This window comes from Noviherbaspirillum aerium (assembly GCF_008929045.1).
Classification (GTDB): Bacteria; Pseudomonadota; Gammaproteobacteria; order Burkholderiales; family Burkholderiaceae_D; genus Noviherbaspirillum; species Noviherbaspirillum aerium.
On sequence record NZ_VFAH01000001.1, the window covers coordinates 448,843 to 467,422 of the forward strand.

8 protein-coding genes are annotated in these 18,580 nt (G+C 61.5%); all 8 read right to left on the reverse strand.

Annotation, left to right across the window (positions count from 1 at the left end; genetic code table 11):
• Positions 1-118: 118 nt before the first annotated feature.
• A complete protein-coding gene (locus tag FH061_RS02070; protein ID WP_151632460.1) occupies positions 119-2,266 on the reverse strand; it encodes an HlyD family efflux transporter periplasmic adaptor subunit in 2,148 nt (715 codons plus the stop codon).
• A 12-nt stretch (positions 2,267-2,278) separates the two neighbouring features.
• On the reverse strand, positions 2,279-3,649 hold the full coding sequence (locus FH061_RS02075) for an efflux RND transporter periplasmic adaptor subunit (RefSeq protein WP_192804867.1): 1,371 nt from the start codon (positions 3,647-3,649) through the stop codon (positions 2,279-2,281).
• A gap of 9 nt (positions 3,650-3,658) precedes the next feature.
• A complete protein-coding gene (locus FH061_RS02080; protein ID WP_192804868.1) occupies positions 3,659-12,697 on the reverse strand; it encodes a VCBS domain-containing protein in 9,039 nt (3,012 codons plus the stop codon).
• 55 nt (positions 12,698-12,752) lie between these two features.
• Entirely contained in the window at positions 12,753-13,571 is an 819-nt protein-coding gene (locus tag FH061_RS02085; RefSeq protein ID WP_225984443.1) for an efflux RND transporter periplasmic adaptor subunit, read from the reverse strand.
• 1 nt (position 13,572) lies between these two features.
• Positions 13,573-15,282 carry a TolC family protein gene (locus tag FH061_RS02090; RefSeq protein ID WP_225984444.1) on the reverse strand — a complete coding sequence of 570 codons (1,710 nt, stop codon included), beginning with the start codon at positions 15,280-15,282 and terminating at the stop codon, positions 13,573-13,575.
• Positions 15,283-15,797: 515 nt separating this feature from the next.
• Positions 15,798-16,553, reverse strand: a complete 756-nt coding sequence (locus FH061_RS02095; protein ID WP_151632464.1) for an ABC transporter permease — start codon at positions 16,551-16,553, stop codon at positions 15,798-15,800.
• Between the two features lie 54 nt (positions 16,554-16,607).
• Entirely contained in the window at positions 16,608-17,393 is a 786-nt protein-coding gene (locus tag FH061_RS02100; RefSeq protein WP_151632466.1) for an ABC transporter ATP-binding protein, read from the reverse strand.
• Positions 17,394-17,462: 69 nt separating this feature from the next.
• Positions 17,463-18,503 (reverse strand): ABC transporter substrate-binding protein, encoded by a 1,041-nt coding sequence (locus FH061_RS02105; protein ID WP_151632468.1) that lies wholly within the window; start codon positions 18,501-18,503, stop codon positions 17,463-17,465.
• Positions 18,504-18,580 lie beyond the last annotated feature (77 nt).

Consider the following 18,580-nt stretch of genomic DNA (forward strand, 5'->3'; position numbering starts at 1 on the left):
TGGGCACCTTCCGCCGCGGCGCTGCTTCCATGGTGGTATGTTGGGCCGGAATAAGGCGCTTCAATGATGGATTGATTCAATCGGACGGCCAAAAGCCGTCCCGCCGCCGGCAAGGTTATCAGAAACCCATTTCACGCCACAGCAGCGCGGCAAAGGATTGCACGAATTGCATGCCCGGCGCTTCCCAATCGCCGGCAATGACGACTTTGCCGCGCCAGCTCTGTCCGGCCAGCGTGCCAGTGCCTTCCCTGACGGCCAGCGTCACATGGTAGACCGCATGCTCGGGAATCCATTGCCCCTGCTTTTCCCGCGCGGCGATCATGCCGCCCTGCTGCGCCGCCCAGACGCCGCTCGGCAAGACTTGCGCGGCGTCCCTGTCGATGGCAATCACCTGCAATTGCACGAACGGCCCTTCCAGCCCGTCCGGATAAAAGCGCGCGGCATCGCCGACCGCCACCCGGCGCACCTGATGTTCTTCGAGGTAGGCATCTACCTCGCTGCCGTTCTTGCCCACCAGCACGGCAAGCTTTTCATTCTTGCCGACCCAGACACCCGGCTTCAGGTCGGGCTCGATATCGCGCAGCAGGCCGTCGAATGGCGCCACCGGCTGGTAACGGGCCGCATCCTCCTTCAGCGCCGCCAGTTCCGCTTCCGCCGTGGCCAGCTCCTCGCGCAGCACCATGATGCGCGCGCGCTGCTCGGCATCGAAACCCGCCGCCTGCGATTGCCAGCGCAGGCGCTCGATGCGCGCGGCAAGCTCTTCATGCCGGCTGGCGTTTTCGGCGCCGGACAACTGCAGCAGCACCTGCCCGGCCTTGACTTCGCTGCCTTCGGCCGGCGGCAGCGCGGCCACCTGTGCATGCGCCGGCGCATGCACAGGAAACACCTGGCTTGCGCGCAGCACGCCGGTGGCCTGCAGCCGCGTCGGCCAGGGCAGGACGAACAGCAGCAGCAGCGCAATGAGCAGCAAGGCGCTGCGATACGCCCGACGCCTGTCTTTCAATTGCGGCCACAACGCGCGCCAGGCGGCCAGTTCATTGGCAATGGGGCGCAACACGAACCAGATGATTTCCACGGCAAACAAGACGATTCCCACCAGCTTGATGAAGAAGTGATAAACCAGCGCCGCGATGCCGATGAACAGCGTCAGGCGGTAGATCCAGGTGGCCCAGGCAAACAGGATCAGGCCGGCATGGCGGCGGCGCGAAACATACTCCGGCGGCGGCTCGTCCAGGCCGAACAGGCGTCGCCTCAGGTCCCAGCGCGCCAGCGCGAATGCGCGGGCATGCAGGTTCGGCAGGTCGAGCCAGTCCGACAGCAGGAAATAACCGTCGAAGCGCATGAAGGGGCTGGTGTTGATGGCCAGCGTCGCCAGCCAGGTGGTGGTGGCCAGCGGAAAGGCGATGGAGCGCAGCAAGCCGTCGGGCAGCATCACCCAGGCCAGCGTCGCCCAGATCGCAATCACCAGTTCGGTCTTGACGCCGGCGGCGGCCACGCGCTGGCGGGCGCGCTTGTCATTGAGGCGCCAGACATCGTTGGTATCGGTATAGGGGACCGGCCACAGCACCAGGAAAGCCAGGCCCATCGCCGGCACCCGGCAGCCGTAGCGCTTGGCCGTCAATGCATGGCCGAGCTCGTGCGCGCACTTGACGCCGGCCAGGGCCAGCGCATAGGCAAGAATGCCGGTGGGGGTGAAGGTATCGAGCAGGGTCATGCTGAAGCGGTCCCATTCGCGATACACCTGCACGCCGCCCAGCAGCAATGCCAGCAGCGTCAGGCGCGCGAACATCGGCGAGAACACCCAGTTCATCGATGGCGCAATGCGGTCGAGCCAGCGGTCCGGCCTGACCAGCGGGATGCGGAAGAACAGGTAGTGATGCAGCAGTTGCTGATGCCAGCTGCCGCGCAGCTTCGCATGGCGCGCGGCGAACTGGTGCGCGGAGGTGCGCGCATCGGGCCGCAGCAATTGATTGTCGGCCAGGAAGCGCAGCACGTGGGCGAGATCTTCCTCCCCCGGCTGCAGCGTCGTATCGGTATGAATGTCCTGCAGGATGTCACTGGCATTGGCGAACGACCAGCGCTTGAGCACCTCGAAGGTCAGCCAGTCGATGCGGAAGAACTGGTTGCGCACCGGGTCTTCCAGCGTCCAGCTCGGCTGTCCGTCGGTGAGCAGGGGGCCGGCATGGAGGCCGAGTTCTTCGCGCAGCGGAGGAAACACCAGTGCATTGCTGGCATGGCTGGCATCGGCGACATTTGTCGCAGTCATCCCGTGCATTGCCTACCAGCCCAGGGTCTGGCGGATCAGGGCCAGCGGCCTGCGCAGCATCCAGTAGGCCAGCGGCACACGATCCCCGCTCAACCGCGCGGTACCCTTCAGGCCGACCCGGTGTTCGGTGGCGCCATCGAGGCTGGCCCGGACGCGGTAGGCGTAGCTGCCGTCGGGGCGTTGCAGCGCATCGTAGGACACGTAGCGCAATGTGGCCGCTACCGGAGTCAGCGGCGTTGCGCTCAGATACAGCGTGGTGGCGGCGCCGGGCGACAAGGGGATCGCATCGGCCACCGGCAGCCAGGCCTCCACCTCCACCTCCTGCGGCGCGGCCACGCGCAGGATGCGCTCGCCGGTCACCACCGGCCGGCCTATCCATTCGCCCGGGTCGTCGAGCAGCACGATGCCGTCCTGCGGCGCCAGCACGCTGGCGCGCTCCACCTGCCCGCGCAGGAAGTCGGCTTCGGCGCGCCGCTCCTCGATCTTGCCCTGCAGCGTCGCCAGCTGGCCCTTCGACTTGCCGTCGGTGAGCGCCTGCTGCGCCGATTGCCGGTATTCGGCCTCGGCCGTGGCCAGCGTCTGGCTTGCCACCGCAGAACGCGTCGCCAGCTGCGCCTGGTCGAAGTCGAACAGGGGTTGCCCTTTCTTCACCAGCTGATTCGGCTTCACATGGAAGCTCTCGATCACGCCTTCCAGCGGAGAACGGATCACCGCCGGATTGGCCGCCACCAGTTCACCGGGTGCGAGCACGGTCAGCCGCACCGGGAACAGCAGGGCCAGGCCCAGCGCGGCGGAAACATGCACGACCCGCCTGCGCCACCAGGGCAAGCCCGCCGTGCGCTCCTGCCGCAGGCGCTGGCCTGCGCGTGCCCTGAGACTGCCGAAGCTCCAGCGCACCCGCGGCTCCCTGGCGCGATACGCATGCTGCCAGGCGTCGACCCACTCGCCCAGCAGGCCGATTTCCTCATCCAGCCAGGGAATGTCGCGCGCAAGCAGCAGGCCGCCGCCCGGCGACCTGTCGCTCGCGGGAAGCGGCAGCCACAAGCCGTATTCGGGCAACCATTCCGCCCAGTCTTCCGCGATGCCGGCCGCCGCATCGAGCGCGCCGATCTGCAATGGCTGCGCACTTTCCGGCAAGCTTGCGCACAAGCGCTGCAGCCAGTGCACGTAAGGCGCATTGGCCTCCATCTGCACCACGCCCGATAGCGCGGCGACACCCCGCCCCGCAAACCACAGCGCCGCCTGCCGGTAAGGCGCCAGCGCATGCGTGCCGTTGACCGCCATGAATTCCAGTTCGACGCTGTCCTGCGCATGGCGCGCTCGATGCGCCATGTCGATCAGGCTGGTTACCGCCGCCGCCGAAGCGCCCTGCTTCATTTCCATCCGCTATTCCTATCCGGTCCGACCCATCTTGCCACTCATGCCACGGCTGGCGTCGCCTGCGCGATCCATCTGCCGGGATGACATCGCCGGCTGCCGAAGCTGATCTGACAGGCTGGTCTTGCCGAGGTTCTTGCCGCCTTCAATGGATTTCGGATTGACGTTGCCGATATTGATACGGAAAAGCGCATTCGCCTCCCGGCCCTGCATGTCGCGCGCAATCACCTTGATGCGCAACTCCCCCCTGGTGCCATCAGGCACCTCGCCGTTGAACTGGCCGGTCTGCGCATTGAACTGGACCCAGGTCGGCAGCGGACGGCCGTCCTGCAGGGTCGCTGCGAGACGCACCACTTCCTTGGGCTGGGTATGCGCGAACGCATCGGCCGGCACGGTAAGCGAAATGCGCGTACCGCTTTCGGTGTACTGGTCGGGCACGCCGCGGAAGATCACCAGCGCCGGCTCATCGGCCTTTGCCACCACGGTGCGGAAACCTTCGGAACGGGTGTAGACATCGCTCAGTTCGGCATTGCGCTGGATCTGCTGCTCCGGCGTGACATCCATTGCCGATGGCGCGCGGCCGAAACCGGTGCGCGACGCATCATTGCCGACCAGGCTGCCCGGCGCGGCGGCGACGGTGGACACGCTGCTGCTGTCGGTGAAGCTCGGCATCGTGATGGTCGCGCCGCGCGGGTCGACCACGATGGCCGGTGCGGCGGGAGGCGTGGCTGCGGGCGCGGGCGACGGGGTCGGCGTATTGACCGGTGCGGGGGCTTCGATGACGGGCACGGGAGCCGGTGTTGGCACCGGGACGGGGACGGGCGTCGGGACGGGTACCGGCACTGGTACTGGAACTGGTGCTGGTACCGGTGTCGGTGTCGGTGCTGGTACCGGTGCTGGTACCGGTGCTGGCGCAGGTTCCGGAGCCGGTACCGGCACGGGTGCTGGAGCCGGCGTCGGCACCGGAGTCGGTTCGGGCACCGGTGCGGGTGCAGGTGTCGGTGTCGGTGCGGGCGCAGGTACCGGCGCCGGCGTGGGTGCAGGTGCGGGCGCAGGTGCCGGTGCGGGAGCCGGCACGGTTTCATTGACATCCGTGACCGCGACCGTCACTGCCCTTTCGCTGCTGTTTCCCGTTGCATCGCGGGCGACGACGGTAAAGCCGTAGCTCGCCTTTGTCTCGAAGTCGAGATTGCCGGTGGCCAGAGTGACGGCACCGGTTGCGCTATTGATGGCAAGCGCTGCCTGATCGCCGACGCCGGCTTTCAGGCTGTAGGTCACCACCTTGTCCGTGAAGTCGGTCGTATCGGTCGCCACCGCGGTGTAGAGCAGGTTCTGGTTTTCTACCGCGTTTCCGCTGTTCCCGCTGGTGAACGCCGGTGCGACTTCATCAACGTTAGTGACATTGACCGTCAATACCTGATTTGTCGTATTGCCGGCGGCATCAGTGGCACGCACGGTGATGCTATGGCTTGTCGCATTCTCGTAATTCAATAGTGTGCCGGCTGCGACGGTGACGGCGCCGCTAGAACTAATTGCGAACCGTCCTTCGGCACTGTTGACCAAGGTATAAGTTACCGGACCGTGAGCATCCGAAGAAGTTACCGCGCCGACCGTGCTGCCGTTGTTTGCGTTTTCGGTAATTGTCAGGGTCGCAGCAACCGATGCCGGCCCGGTGGTATCCAGCTTGGCGGCCTGGGATGCGGTCGCGCCGGTGAGATTGGCCGCTGTGTTCCTCACCCTTGCCTGGATTTCCCAGTCTGCGTTGTGCGCGCCCTGGTCGGTGATGACCCATTGGGTGCCGGTCGTTGTCGCCTCGCTCCATGTTTCGCCACCGTTGAATGACACTTCAACGATCTCATTGTTGCCGAGCCCGGCACTCAAGGTACCAGTCACTTCGCGGCCGCCCGCGCCGTTGCTCGTGATGAAGTCCCGCTCGGTTCCTGTGTCCTTCGTCATGGACACGATATTGACGGTCTGGCCGGGCGCGCCGGGAGCCTGTACGGTCAGGGTGAATGTCGTATTGGCGGACAGGCTGCCATCGGTGCCGACGATCCTGATCGAATATGCGCCGGCCGTTCCGCTCGGTGTTCCGCTGAAGGTGCGGTTGCTCGCATCGAATTGCAGCCATCCGGGCAAGGCGCTGCCGTCGGCCTGCGTTGCGGAATATGTCAGTGAGCTGCTGTCGACATCGGCAAACACCGGCACCTGCACCGATGTCATGGCCTGACCGATGGTTGCCGTTGCGCCGGACACATTCGATGCGACCGGCGCGTCATTGGCTCCATTGATGGTGACCGTCAGCGTGGCCGTTGCCGTAGTGTTGGAGGTGTTGCTGATCTGGTAAATAAAGGTGTCGGTCAGCGATGCGCCGCTGTTGAGTGCCTGAACAGCGTCAAGTCCATTGCTGACTGCGTAGCGGTAACTGCCGTCTGCCCCGATCGTCAATGTTCCGTATTTACCTGCTATGTTGGCGCCCTGACTGTCCGATGTGCTGCCCGTAGCGATGCTGACTGCGCCGTTCCCGATGCTGTCGCCGGTGCCGGCCTTGACGACCGTAATGCCGGTGCCGAAATCGTTACCCAATACCGTTCCGGTCGGGTCCACCCCCGCGGTGGCGTTGGCGACGCCGCCAGCCTCTTTTGCGATGGCGGTATCGTTGAGAGCGCCGAGATTGGCGGCACGGTCGTCATCGAGCGATGTCTGGTCGGTGTCCGGATCTCCGTTTGTCAGCGTGCCGGGATACTTGCTGCCGGTGGCATCGTCCCTGATGGTGATGGTTCCGCTTGTACTGCGGGCAGCGCCGCTGGTGTATGTTGCATTGACCTGGAAGGTCTCCGGTCCCTCGTACGTCGAATCGGCCTCTTGTCCGATATGGATACGCACCTGCAACTTGCCCCCCGCGGGAATTGTCGCGCTAGTGCCGTAATCAACCCACGTGGTGCCGTTCCAGATCTCGAGCGCTCTCGCAGTGTCGATATCGGCGTAGCCGGTGCCGAGGGTTTCGATCAGGCTCAGGCTGACCGTCTCACCCGCACTCCCCGTTACGGTCGCGATGGCATAGAGTGAGCCTTCATTGACCATCAGGTCTGCAATCGACAACACACGGTCGTCATCCAGTGCGGTGCCGGATGTGCCTGGCGTACCGTCGGTGACAGTGTCCAGATAACGCACGCCAGTGCCGTCATCCTTGATGGTCGCCGTGCCCGTCGCGGTCAGTCCGGTATTGCCAAAAGCATAGGCGGCTTTGAGTTGGAAGGTTTCTGCTCCCTCAAACGACGTGTCCTGCTCTTGCTCGATATTGACACGCACGTGCAGCTTGCCGCCAGCGGGGACAGTGACACTGTTGCTGTAATCAACCCAATTGGTTCCATCCCAGACTTGCAAGGTCTGTGTCTCGACGATGTCCGCATAGCCGTTGCCAGCTGTCTCGATGAGCTGCAAGGTCATCGTCTGTCCGGCCGTACCGGTGACGGTAAACACCGCATAGTTCGACGCTTCATTCACGACCGGACTGGTCACCGAGAAGACGCGGTCGTCATCCAGATTCGAAGTATCGGTCGCAGGTACGCCGTTGCTGAGGGCGCCCGGGTACTTGGTGCCGGTGCCGTCGTCATAGATGGTCGCCGTTTCAGTTGCGTTGCGACTGGTGTCCCCGGTGGTATAAGCCGCCTTCAGCTGGAACGTTTCCGCGCCTTCGAACGACGTGTCCTGCTCCGACCGGATATCGACGCGTACCAGCAGTTTGCCGTCGGACTGGATCGCCGGCAGGCTTGTACCGTCATAATTGTTCCAGTCGTTGCCGTTCCAGAACTGGAGTGTCTGGCTGGCGTTGACGTTCGCCTTGCCGGCCACCGTGCCATTGATGCTATCGTTCAACAGGGTAAGGGCCACCGATTGACCGGCATTGCCGCTGACGGTAAAGATCGCATAGTTCGACGCCTCGTTGACGCTGATCGGTGCGATGCTCAGGATGCGATCGTCGTCTGTGCCGGCCGTCGTGACGGGTGCGGCGTTTGTCACAGTACCGTCATAGCTCAGGCCGGTACCATCGTCATTAATCGTTGCCAGTCCAAGGACTGGATTGCCGCCGCCGAGATTGGTGGCAATCAAGCCGAAGCTTTCCTGCCCCTCATAGGCGGTGTCATTGACGACTGCGGTACGCACAAGCAAGGTGGAACCGGTCAGCTTGACAGACGTGCCGTCATAGTTTTTCCACGCATTGCCTTCATAGTATTGAAGGCCCGCGTTCTCGCCGGTGTCGGTACCGATAGTCGCGGTGCCGCCGGAAAGCGCGAGACTGACGATCTGACCGCTGTATCCCGACACGGTAAACACCGCAAATGGCGATGCTTCATTGACGCTGATGTTGTTGACGCTCAGCGCCCGGTCGTCGTCGAGGTAGGCTGGATAGCCGGCGTCAGTTGCTGCATTCGGCGTGCTGGTGGTGTTGGTCTCGAGGTGGACGCTGCCGGTGCCGTCATCGATGATGGCGGAGTCTCCCGCGTAGGAAACGTTTGCCTTGTTCGTCGCAGTCAGCCGGAAGGTTTCTTTCCCCTCATCGGCGGTATCGTTCAGCACCGCAACGCGTACCAGCAAGGTATTACCCCCGTTGGGGATGGCGACAAGGCCGCCTGTGTAGGTAGTCCATGTCGCGCCATTGAAATATTCCATCCCCGGCGAAAAGTCGGCACCGTTGCTTGCGTGGCCGTTTCCCGTACCCGTGACGCCGAGGCTAAGGCTGATTTTCTGACCCGCGGCACCGGCCACGCTGAACAAGGCAAAGGGAGACGCTTCATTGACAGTGGTGCCCGTCACGGTCAACGCCCGGTTATCGGGGGACACCGTGATGTCGAGTGTGCTGATGTCGTTCAAGTTGCCGCTGTCGGTGGTCTTGACGGTCAGCGTGTCGAGGCCGTTGAAATCACTTGCGCCCTGATAGATCAGTGTCCCGAGCGCGGCATTGATCTGCTCCTTTGTGCCGATCAAGGTCATCGTCGATGAGCCATCGGCACCACCCGCGATCGTTGCGTTGTTCAAGTTTCCGATTTTCAAGGTCCCATTCTGCACCGTGAGTTGTACGGTCAGGCTTGCATCATCATGGTCGGCCACGGAAATGCCAGTCAGATTGAGGCTCCCGTTCTCCGCAACGGTCGGTGCAGCACCAGGCATCGTATTCAAGGGCGCGTCATTGGCGCCGTTGATAGATACTGTCAGCGTTGCAGTCGCGGTTCCGCCCTTGCCGTCGCTGGCGGTATAGGTGAAGGTATCGGTCAGCGGCTGCGATCCGCTGGCAAGCGCCTGCACATTGGCGTTGCTGTTGTCGACTGCATAGGTGTAGGTACCGTTGGCATTGAGTGTCAGCGAGCCGTAGGTACCTACCTTAGGTAAACCAACGGTGCCTCCAGCGAGCCCTGAAATGCTAAGTAAATCCCCATCCTTATCCGTGTCATTAGCGAGCACGTTCCCCGATGGATCATATCCCAGCGTTGCGTTTGCGATGCCACCGGCTTCGGTTGCCGTTACCGTATCTGCAGTGGCTGATGGTGCATCATTGGCACCATTGATAGTTATCGTCAATGTCGAGATTGCATACCCTGCGGAGGAAGCAGTCATTCGATAACTAAATTTTTCAGTAAGTGACTCACCGGTCTTCAGACTGTCTACGGACGCATTACCATTGTCTAGAGCGTAAGTGTAGCTACCATCAGACTTGATGGTGAGTGTGCCATATAGACCGGTCAGGTCAACACCGCCGCTAGTGATGGCTTTCATAGCAGTATCGTTCGGAGCCCACGCTTCAGTGACTAATTTTGCACTGCCACTATCGTTGCTCAATACACCGGGCACCGCAGCGGAAACCGCACTCGCGTTCTCGGTAATGGAAGTGGTATCTGCTGCTGCCGTCGGTGGAGTCACGCTAGATACGTCCACTTGAATAGTTAGTACAGCAGTTGACGACGCGCCTCCCGCATCTTGTACTTTATATGTGAAATAGTCGTAAACAGTGTTGGTTGGGGATGCGGTGACTGTGTAGGTGTAGGTGCCGTCCGGTTTGATCAGAATTGTGCCGTAGTTTCCGGCAATGGAAGTACCGCTGGATCCGAAAACGACATCGGTACCCAAAACACCAGATACCGTTTTGCTAAGAGTGACAAAAGAATAGCTGCCTACTGTTGATACAGAAGATACGGTAGCACCGGGTTGAATACCTGTTCCTGTAACGGCCATGCCGGCGGTGATACTTCCTCCGTTCAGCGCTGAGAGCGCAATAGTGCTCTGATCAGGTGTACCCAATCCATTGATTGTATAGGTGCCCCCATCGATAGTTAAAGTAGATGTGCCAAGCACTGCCCAGTCTAAAGTGACCGCATTTGTAAAAGTGATCGTTCGTGTGCCTGAATTATTCGTTTCAGAAAAAACCTTCGTGCCCAATGGAACGCCAGTCCCCGTAACTGTATCACCTGGCTTGATATTTCCAGCGCCTTGAGTATTGAAACTGAGATAAGTTCTAGCTTCTGTCCCCGAAACGGACGTACCTAAACCAATGTCTGTCGGCGACGCCGCCAACGTCTGCCCCTTACTTGCTTGGGTGACCGTCTTACTGTCTCCAAAATCGACATCTGAATCATTAGTTAATACTGTACCGCTCGGATTGACTTTGGCCGAGGCTACCGTGCTTGCAACTGCCAAGTTGAAATCACTCTTTGCAGTCGGCGCATCATTCGCCCCCTGAATCGTTACAGTCAACGTTGATGAGGAAACCAGTCCCCCGGCATCCTTGATTGTGTAAGTGAATTTATCGGTAAGCGTATCCGTTGCCTGCCGTAACGCCTGCACCGTAGCATTGTCGTTATTGACCGTGTAGACGTACGCACCGTCCGCAGTTACCGTGAGCTCGCCATAGGCGCCGTCAATTTTCGTACTACCGCTAATGGCAGTCGCAGCGCGCTTGACACTGCTGACGGACGTTACCGTCTTGGTGTCGCCAGTGTCCGGATCGGTGTCGTTAGCGAGAAGATTAAGGGGAGAATCGACGCCGGGATCGGTACCTTTTGTGCCGTCGTTGACTCCACCAGCTTCTAACGCGGTCGCCGCATCCGCATTGGCGACCGGCGCATCGTTGACTGGGGTGATATTGAAGGTGATCGTATTTGCAGTCTGGTCCAGATCAAAAGCACCGTTGTCTGTGCCGCCATTGTCGCGCACCTGGAAGGTGAAGCTCGCATTGCCGGTGGCGTTTGACGCCGGTGTGTATTTGAGCTTGGTGATCTCTGCGGCAGAGATTTCCTGGCCTGCCTTCACTGCAGAACCGTTCAGTGTCAGCGCACCACCCGTGGGCAGGCTGGTGATCTTTACAGCGAACAGGGAATTGGCCGGATTATCGCTGGCATCGCTGAAGCCAAAGTCCCCGGCGGTAAAGGTATAGGAGTAGTCCTCGAGAACAGTGATGACCTTGTCAGTGCCCGCTGGTGCGTCGTTGACCGGCGTGATGGCGATAGTGACCTTGCCGGTTGCCGATGCTTTGCCATCGAATACGGTGTAGGTAATTACCGGCACCGGCCCTGCATAATTTGCAACAGGCGTAAAGCTGTAATCGCCATTGCTGCTGATGGTAATGGTGCCGACACCGGTGATGGTCTTGGCTGTTCCCACTGTTCCGGCAGAGCCGCCAACGGAGAATCCCGTCACGGTCAAGGCGTCGTTGTTGGCATCGGTATCATTGCTGAGAATGTTTCCGGTTTTGGTCGTATCTTCCAGTGCGGTGACTAGGTCATTGACCGCGACCGGTGCGCTGTTGGGTACGATGAGCTTGTTCAGTGCCGTATCGACCGGATCACTGCTTGTCTTGTAAGTTCCGTTTGGCGCAAACTTGGCCGGATCAAGGCACAGCAGGTAAGCGGTTTCCCCGGCATCTCCGGTGCCGATCTCGCCATCGGCGCCGGATGCGTAAAAATACAAACCTTCTACCGTGCTGCCAGTTTTTACCAAGCGGCTGACGACGCCTTTGATCGTTTGCAGCGTGTTCGTGGCCGTATCGATATAACTTAGGGTGCCGGCTACGTTATTACCGGAGAAGTAGGGGTCGCTGGGTACACCTGAAGTAAATTTGAAATTGCTGCCGGCGACAGCCACGGTGTTCCTGACCTCATTGGCTTCTTCGCTTAGAGAGCTTGGCGTGCCCTGATATACCTTCGAAAAGGTAATGGCTGCTTCTTCGACTTCATAGGCGCGTCCGTCCACATAGATTGTGGAATGATCATTCTCAGCCGCGATGCGTTCTCGGTCGCTGGCGCTCAAATCGACATTCAGCACTGACAAGGCGAAGGCCTCTCCCTCGTCGCCGGATGTATCGCGGTCGGCGTTCAATGCATGATCAATTCCATGGCCGAATTCCTCGATCAGGACGCGGCTGACTGCGTCCGTGCCCGGGTTGCGGGACAGCCAGTCCATGTTGATGAATATGGTGGGCTGACCATCAGGGCCTTGCGCAGCGAAAGCGGCGAATACACCGCCGATGTCGGCATTGCTGATCGTCTTGACCTGCAATGCGTAGCGCCCTTCCAGGATGTCTGTGCGCAAGGTGTCAGCGGCATGCAGCCACTCTTGGCGCGCTACGTCGTTCTGGGTGCCGGCGAAGGCGGACAACGCCGCTTCACTCGCTTGTGCCGCCAGATAGTCGCTGATGGCGCTGTTGGCGCGGGCGATGGCGTCGGTCAGCGCAGGCGTCGCCTGATCGGCGCGGAACAATGACGCCTCTGGCGCCGCGGCGATCGCATCGGGCGCAACTGACTGCCAGCCGCCGGGTGCCGCATCGCGCGATGCCGCCTCGGCATTCTGTGTCGGCAACAATGCCGGAGGGACCACCGCGTTCGCAATGAGCTTGCTTGCGGACGCCTGGCTGTTACTGCTTTCCCTCGCCGCAGTGTCCACTGCATTCTTTGCAGCGACCGCCGTATCGACTACCGCCGCGTCGAACATGATCCTTGCCTCGAGTGCCAGCATGCTGGGTTTGGTACTGACCAGATTGCGGCGGATCTTGTTGTTGGTTTTCATGTTCATGCTCCTGCGACGCGTTTACTTAAATAAATTTTGCTGCCCGGTGTTCCTGTCACTGCCCCGCAGGCGGCGTCATCGCGATCTTCCCGCTCATCCCCGCCATCAGCTCGGGAAAGCTGCCATCGATCGCGGCCACCGCCTTCACCGACTGGCTCACCGGATCGACCCGCGCGCCGATGCGCTGGATCTTTGCCGGATAGGTCTTGCCGGTCTCGTCGATGCGGACCTGGAAGGCGTGGCCGGCCTTCATCCAGGCCAGCCAGCGGGAGGGCACCAGGAATTCGAGTTCCAGCACGCTGTCGTCGAGGATGTCGAGCATCGGCTGGCCGGCCTGCACATACTGCTGTTCGCGCACGCGCTGCTCGACCACGCGGCCGGCGAAGGGCGCGGCGATGTGGCATTTGTCGAGCGAGACATTCATCAGCGACACTTCGGCCCTGGCCTTGGCGGTTTCGGCTTCGGAGACTTCCAGCTCGACCTTGCCTACCGAGTTGAGCTCGGCCAGGCGCTTGTTGCCGACGTAGGTGCGTTCCGCCGCGGTCAGCGACGCCCTGGCCTTTTGCAGCTGCGCCTGCTGCAGCGAGCAGTCAAGGGATACCAGGGTCTGGCCTGCCTTGAAGCGGCCGCCCTCGGCCACGCCGATGCGGCTGATCTTGGCTCCGACCTCGGCGGCAATTGTGGTGAAGCGGCGCGGCGTCAATTGCGCGCGGATATCCTGTTTCTCGAGCGCGGCTTTGGGAACCGCAGGAGCGGCAGGAGCGGCAGCGGTCTGCTGCGCCTGCGCGGCTGCCGCGGCAAGCATGAGGCTCGCAGCGGCCGCGAGAAGGCGGGCGCCGGCGGACAAGGGCCGTGGATGCGGGTTTGCTTTCATGTCAATACTCTCCGTCCAGATACGCGAGCAGTCCGGGGAATGCCTCGGAATCAAGGATGTCGACGGACGCCATGTCGCGGCTCATGCGCAATGCGAGAGGAGCCGATGCAGGATCGGCCGGGGACTCAATGACTGCGCTGGTTTTTCGGGGCGCGGCCGGTGCAGGCGCAGCCGGTTGCGGCGCATTCAATTGCTTGCTCCAGTCGCGCATGGATTCGCCGACCGTCCGGGTCAGGTCCTGCAGCGACATGTCGGTCACGCTGGCGATGACGGGCTCCAGGCCCATCGTGGCCTGCAGCTTGCTGCCGGCGGCCTGCACCTGCGACAGCGATTGATAGCGGCGCAGCAGACTCAGGATGGCGGTGGTGCTGTTGGCAACCTGTTCCAGCTTGCTCTGGGTCTCCGCCGTTTCGCGGTTGCGGATGTGTTCGGCGATCTTGGCATCGGCCTGCCATACCTGGTCGGCGCGCACGTACTGGCGGTAGGCGATCTGGTAGGCCAGGCGCGACAGGTGCACCTGGGTCAGCACCGTCATCTGGGCGGCGATACGGCGCTGGTCGGCCAGCTTGACGCCGGCATCGGCCAGTTTTTTCTGGGTCGGCGCGGAGAGCAGGTTGAGCAGGTTGTACGACAGCTGCAGGCCGGTGTCATTCCACTGGTTGTTGATCAGGAAGCGGTCGGTGTCGTACTTGATGTTGTAATTGAACGAGAGGTTCGGGAACATGCGCAGCATGGTGCGCTTCGTCTCCTCGACGGCGATGCGGCTGGTATAGAACTGTTCGCGGATGTCGCCGTTCTGCGTGACTGCGACTTCCTCCATGCGCTGCACCGGCACCTCAAGCAATGAGGCATCGACATTGTCGCTCGGCTCCTGGACGCGGAAATCCTGGTTCAGCGGCAGGTTCATCAGGCTGGCAAGCTCGATGCGGCCGGTCGACAATTCCTGTTCGATGCTTTCCAGGAGGCGCAGGTTTTCCAGCAGCTGGCGCTGATAGCGCAGCGCATCGATGGGGGAACGTACCCGCTCGGCTTCGGCGCGACGGGCATCCTGCAGCGCGTCTTCCGCGAGGGTGATGGCTTTCCTGACATCGTCGCGCAGCTTCTGCGCGCTGGCGGTGCGCCAGAATGCGGTGCGCACATCCTGGATCAGGGTATGCATTGCCTTGCGGCGGCGCTCGGCCGCGATCATCACGCGGTCGCCCTGCTGCTTGGCAAAGACATAACTCATGCCGAAATCCAGCAGGTTCCAGGTCAGGCCGAGGTCGTACACGGCATGGCTGCGTTCCGAGGAAATATAGGGGTTGGCCAGCGACGGCAGGCCGGTCACCGAGTCTTCGCTGCGGGTGATCAGATTCTTGTTGCGCGAAGAATAACCCGCGCTTGCGGTCAGGCGCGGCAGCATGTCCCAGCTTGCCGCGTCAAGCTGGTTGAGCGCAAGCGCCTCCTCCATCATCCGGGTGCGCCGATCCAGGTTGTATTTCAATGCACGCGCCACCGCCTCATCCATCGACAATTCACCGGCCAGCGGTTCGACCCCCTGCTGCGCCGCGATGCGGTCGGCTGCCGTCTGGCGCGCCAGGTCGTCCTGGGTCAGGGGCTGCACGGGTACCGAGCCGCAGGCGGTAAGGACCAGGGCAGCCGCCGCCATGGCGGTGCGAACGGGGAAAACTACACAGCGCGTATCACGCAAACGTGAGGAAAAGGCGGTCATGGAGAGAAGTGCTCGTCAGTCGAAAAAATGACCATGCTCGAAACTCCCATCTGGCAGCTACGCTGTACACGGCTACTCCTGCGTCAAGCCGTGCAGGATCAGGCATGTATGAGAAGCAGCAGCATCGCGATTGAGAATCTGGAGCGATAGTCGTTGTTTTTATTTGAACTTACACGCAGTCGTTGGGCGCGAAATCGGAGGTCTGCTGCTATGGCGGGGGCTGGGCCGGGAACAAACCAGAAGTTATTCCCGAAATGGTAGCTTAGCGCAGGGAAAGTTGCTATAGGGAATCGGCAACTTACTGCGGATAAATGTGGGGAAATATCGTGTAACACACGTTAATTTCCTTCGGGAAATATATTCTGTGGCCGGTGAAACCTGCGTTGGCAAATGGCTTCTCGCAAGGCGGGTTGGAAATCTGTCAATCCAGGGTGGCGAAATCCAGTCGACGCGGTGTCGACGCGATATCGGCATGATTTCGCCACCTTGGACCAACAGATTCTTGACTCACCTCGCTAGCCGCGATGCGCCCAGGCGGTCGTCCGCTTCTCGATGATGGCAAACAGTTCATACATGGCCATCGCCATGGCGCCGATCACGACCAGTCCGGCGAAGGCCAGCGGCATTTTCATTGACGAACCGGCCGATACCAGCAGATAACCGATGCCCTCGTTGGCAGCATTCATTTCCGACACGGTGGAGCCGACGAAGGCCAGGGTGATCGCTACCTTGAGCGAGGCGAAGAAATACGGCATCGAGCGCGGCAGGCCGACCTTCAACAACACATCCATGCGCCTGGCGCCGAGCACCCGCAGTACGTCTTCGAGCTCCGGCTCCAGCGTCGCCAGGCCGGTGGCGATATTGACCATGATCGGAAAAAACGAGATCAGGAAGGCGGTCAGGATCGCAGGGCCGGCGCCGATGCCGAACCAGACCACGAGTATGGGCACGAAGGCCGCCTTGGGCAGGGCATTGAAGGCGGTCATCAGCGGATAGACGGCCGCATACATCACCGGCGAGGAACCGATGATGAAACCAAGCACGACGCCGACCACCACCGCGATCGCAAAGCCGGCCATGGTGACCCAGAAAGTGCTCAGTGCATGTCCGGCGATGGGCCCGGCGAATTCCACCATCGACTGGCCGATCGCGTAGGGACTGGGGAAGATGAATTCGGACACCGAAAAGGCGCTGCAGATGATTTGCCAGAGAAGCAGGATGGCGATCAGGAGCGCCCACGGGGCGAAGGTCTTGACGGATTTGGAAGTCATGGATGTCTGCTAATACAAGTCATGCGTTGGGCTTTGCCGGGAATCGCTTGCGGCTCATGCGCTGCGCACGCGGCCGATATGCGTGCGCAGTTCATGCACCAGTTCGGAAAACGGTTCTGTGTAGGTGACCTCGATGTCGCGCGGCTGCGGCAGCGGATTTTCCCTGCGGGCGACGATGCGCCCGGGACGCTTGCTCATCACATAAATGGTATCGGCCAGGAAGGCCGCTTCTCGCAGGTCGTGGGTAACGAGAATGACGTTGAACTTGCACTCGTTCCACAAGTCGCGAAGGACGCACCACAATTCTTCCCGGGTAAAGGCGTCGAGCGCACCGAAGGGTTCGTCGAGCAGCAGCATCTTCGGTTCATGGATCAGCGCGCGACAGATCGATGCCCGCTGCTGCATGCCTCCCGACAGCTGCCACGGAAACTTGTCGGCATAGCCTTCGAGGCCGACGGTTTTGAGCAGGGCGAGCGCGCGCTCCACATACTTCGCCTTGTCGCGCTTGAAACTGCTGCGATAAGGCTCGACGATTTCCAGCGGCAGCAGCACATTGTCCAGCGTGGTGCGCCAGGGCAGCAGCGTCGGCGCCTGGAAGGCCATGCCGACAATCTTGAGCGGACCGGTGACCGGCGCGCCGTCGATCGACACCTTGCCGCGCGTCGGCGGCTTTAGGCCGGTGGCAAGCTTCATGAATGTGGACTTGCCGCAGCCGGACGGCCCGACGATGGCAATGAATTCGCCCTGGCGCGTCTGCAGGTTGATATCTTCCACCGCGAACTCGGAAGTGCCGTCATAGGCCAGGAAGACATGATTGAAATCGACAAAGGTGGCAGACATGGCATTGCTCGTAAAGACGCCCCGCCGTCATGGCGGGGCAGATAGGCTCGATGGCAGGGTCTCGGCAAACTATTTCGGAAAGACGTTGAGTTCCGCCCTGGACGGCAGGAAGGAGGCATTCCAGATGGCAGCCGGGTCGACCCGCGTCTTGGTGTTATAGGCATCCGAGACCTGCGAAGCCATCAGCGACATGCGCGGCGCCGACACCTGGCCGAAGCCCTCGGCCCTGGCGTTGGCGGTGGCAATGGAGCTGGCGATGGCCAACTTGAGGCGGCGCAGTTCCAGCTTCTCGTCGATCAGGCCGTCGCGTTCCTTGACGCTCTTGATGGCTTCCTCCGGATTGGCCATCACATCCCTGGCCGCCTTGGCGAAGGCGCGCAGGAAACCCTTGATCGCTTCCGGCTTCTGCTTGACGAAGGCATCCGACACGATGATCGCATTGCCATACAGCTTGACGCCGTATTCCGGCAAGGGCATCACGACCACGTCTTCATCCTTGACGCCGCGCGCATTCAGGTTGAGCAGCGAGGTGAAGGTGAAGCCGGTAATCGCATCGACATCGCCGCGCACCAGCATGGTTTCGCGCAGCGGCGGGTCCATGCTGATCCAGTTGGCCTTGGCGGCGTCGAGCTGGTTGGCCTTGGCGAGGATGGGGAAGGCGCGGCGGCCGGCATCGAATACCGGCGCGCCCAGCTTCCTGCCCGCCAGATCGGCCGGTGACTTGATGCCGGATTTTTTCAAGGCGAGCACGGCGGCGGGAGTGTCGTTATACACCATCATCACGGCAACCGGCTTGCTCGGCGCGGTCGGGTTGTTGGCGGTGAATTCCATGAGCGCGGCGAGATCGGCGAATCCCATGTCGTAGGAACCCGAGGCCACGCGATTGACCGCATTGCCGGAGCCGTTGCCGGCGTCGATGGTCACGTCCAGCTTTTCCTGGGCGAAGTAGCCTTTGGACTTGGCGACCAGGAACAGCGCGGCCGGTCCTTCGAAGCGCCAGTCGAGCTGGAATTTGACTTTGGTTTCCTGGGCCAGCGCGGGCAATGCCAGCGCGCCGACCAAGAGGCCGGCTGCCCAGCGCGAAACAATGGATGGGCGGGATGAACGCATGTGATTCCTTTCATGTGCACGGGTGCCGCCCCGTGGCGGCACCATGATGGACGCGCATGCAAAAGCCGTGCGCGCCG

What these genes read in the sequence shown, in the direction of transcription:
- FH061_RS02070 (WP_151632460.1), bottom strand. Translation starts at nt 2,266, where the DNA reads ATGACTGCGACAAATGTCGCCGATGCCAGCCATGCCAGCAATGCACTG.
- FH061_RS02075 (WP_192804867.1), bottom strand. Translation starts at nt 3,649, where the DNA reads ATGGAAATGAAGCAGGGCGCTTCGGCGGCGGCGGTAACCAGCCTGATC.
- FH061_RS02080 (WP_192804868.1), bottom strand. Translation starts at nt 12,697, where the DNA reads ATGAAAACCAACAACAAGATCCGCCGCAATCTGGTCAGTACCAAACCC.
- FH061_RS02085 (WP_225984443.1), bottom strand. Translation starts at nt 13,571, where the DNA reads ATGAAAGCAAACCCGCATCCACGGCCCTTGTCCGCCGGCGCCCGCCTT.
- FH061_RS02090 (WP_225984444.1), bottom strand. Translation starts at nt 15,282, where the DNA reads ATGACCGCCTTTTCCTCACGTTTGCGTGATACGCGCTGTGTAGTTTTC.
- FH061_RS02095 (WP_151632464.1), bottom strand. Translation starts at nt 16,553, where the DNA reads ATGACTTCCAAATCCGTCAAGACCTTCGCCCCGTGGGCGCTCCTGATC.
- FH061_RS02100 (WP_151632466.1), bottom strand. Translation starts at nt 17,393, where the DNA reads ATGTCTGCCACCTTTGTCGATTTCAATCATGTCTTCCTGGCCTATGAC.
- FH061_RS02105 (WP_151632468.1), bottom strand. Translation starts at nt 18,503, where the DNA reads ATGCGTTCATCCCGCCCATCCATTGTTTCGCGCTGGGCAGCCGGCCTC.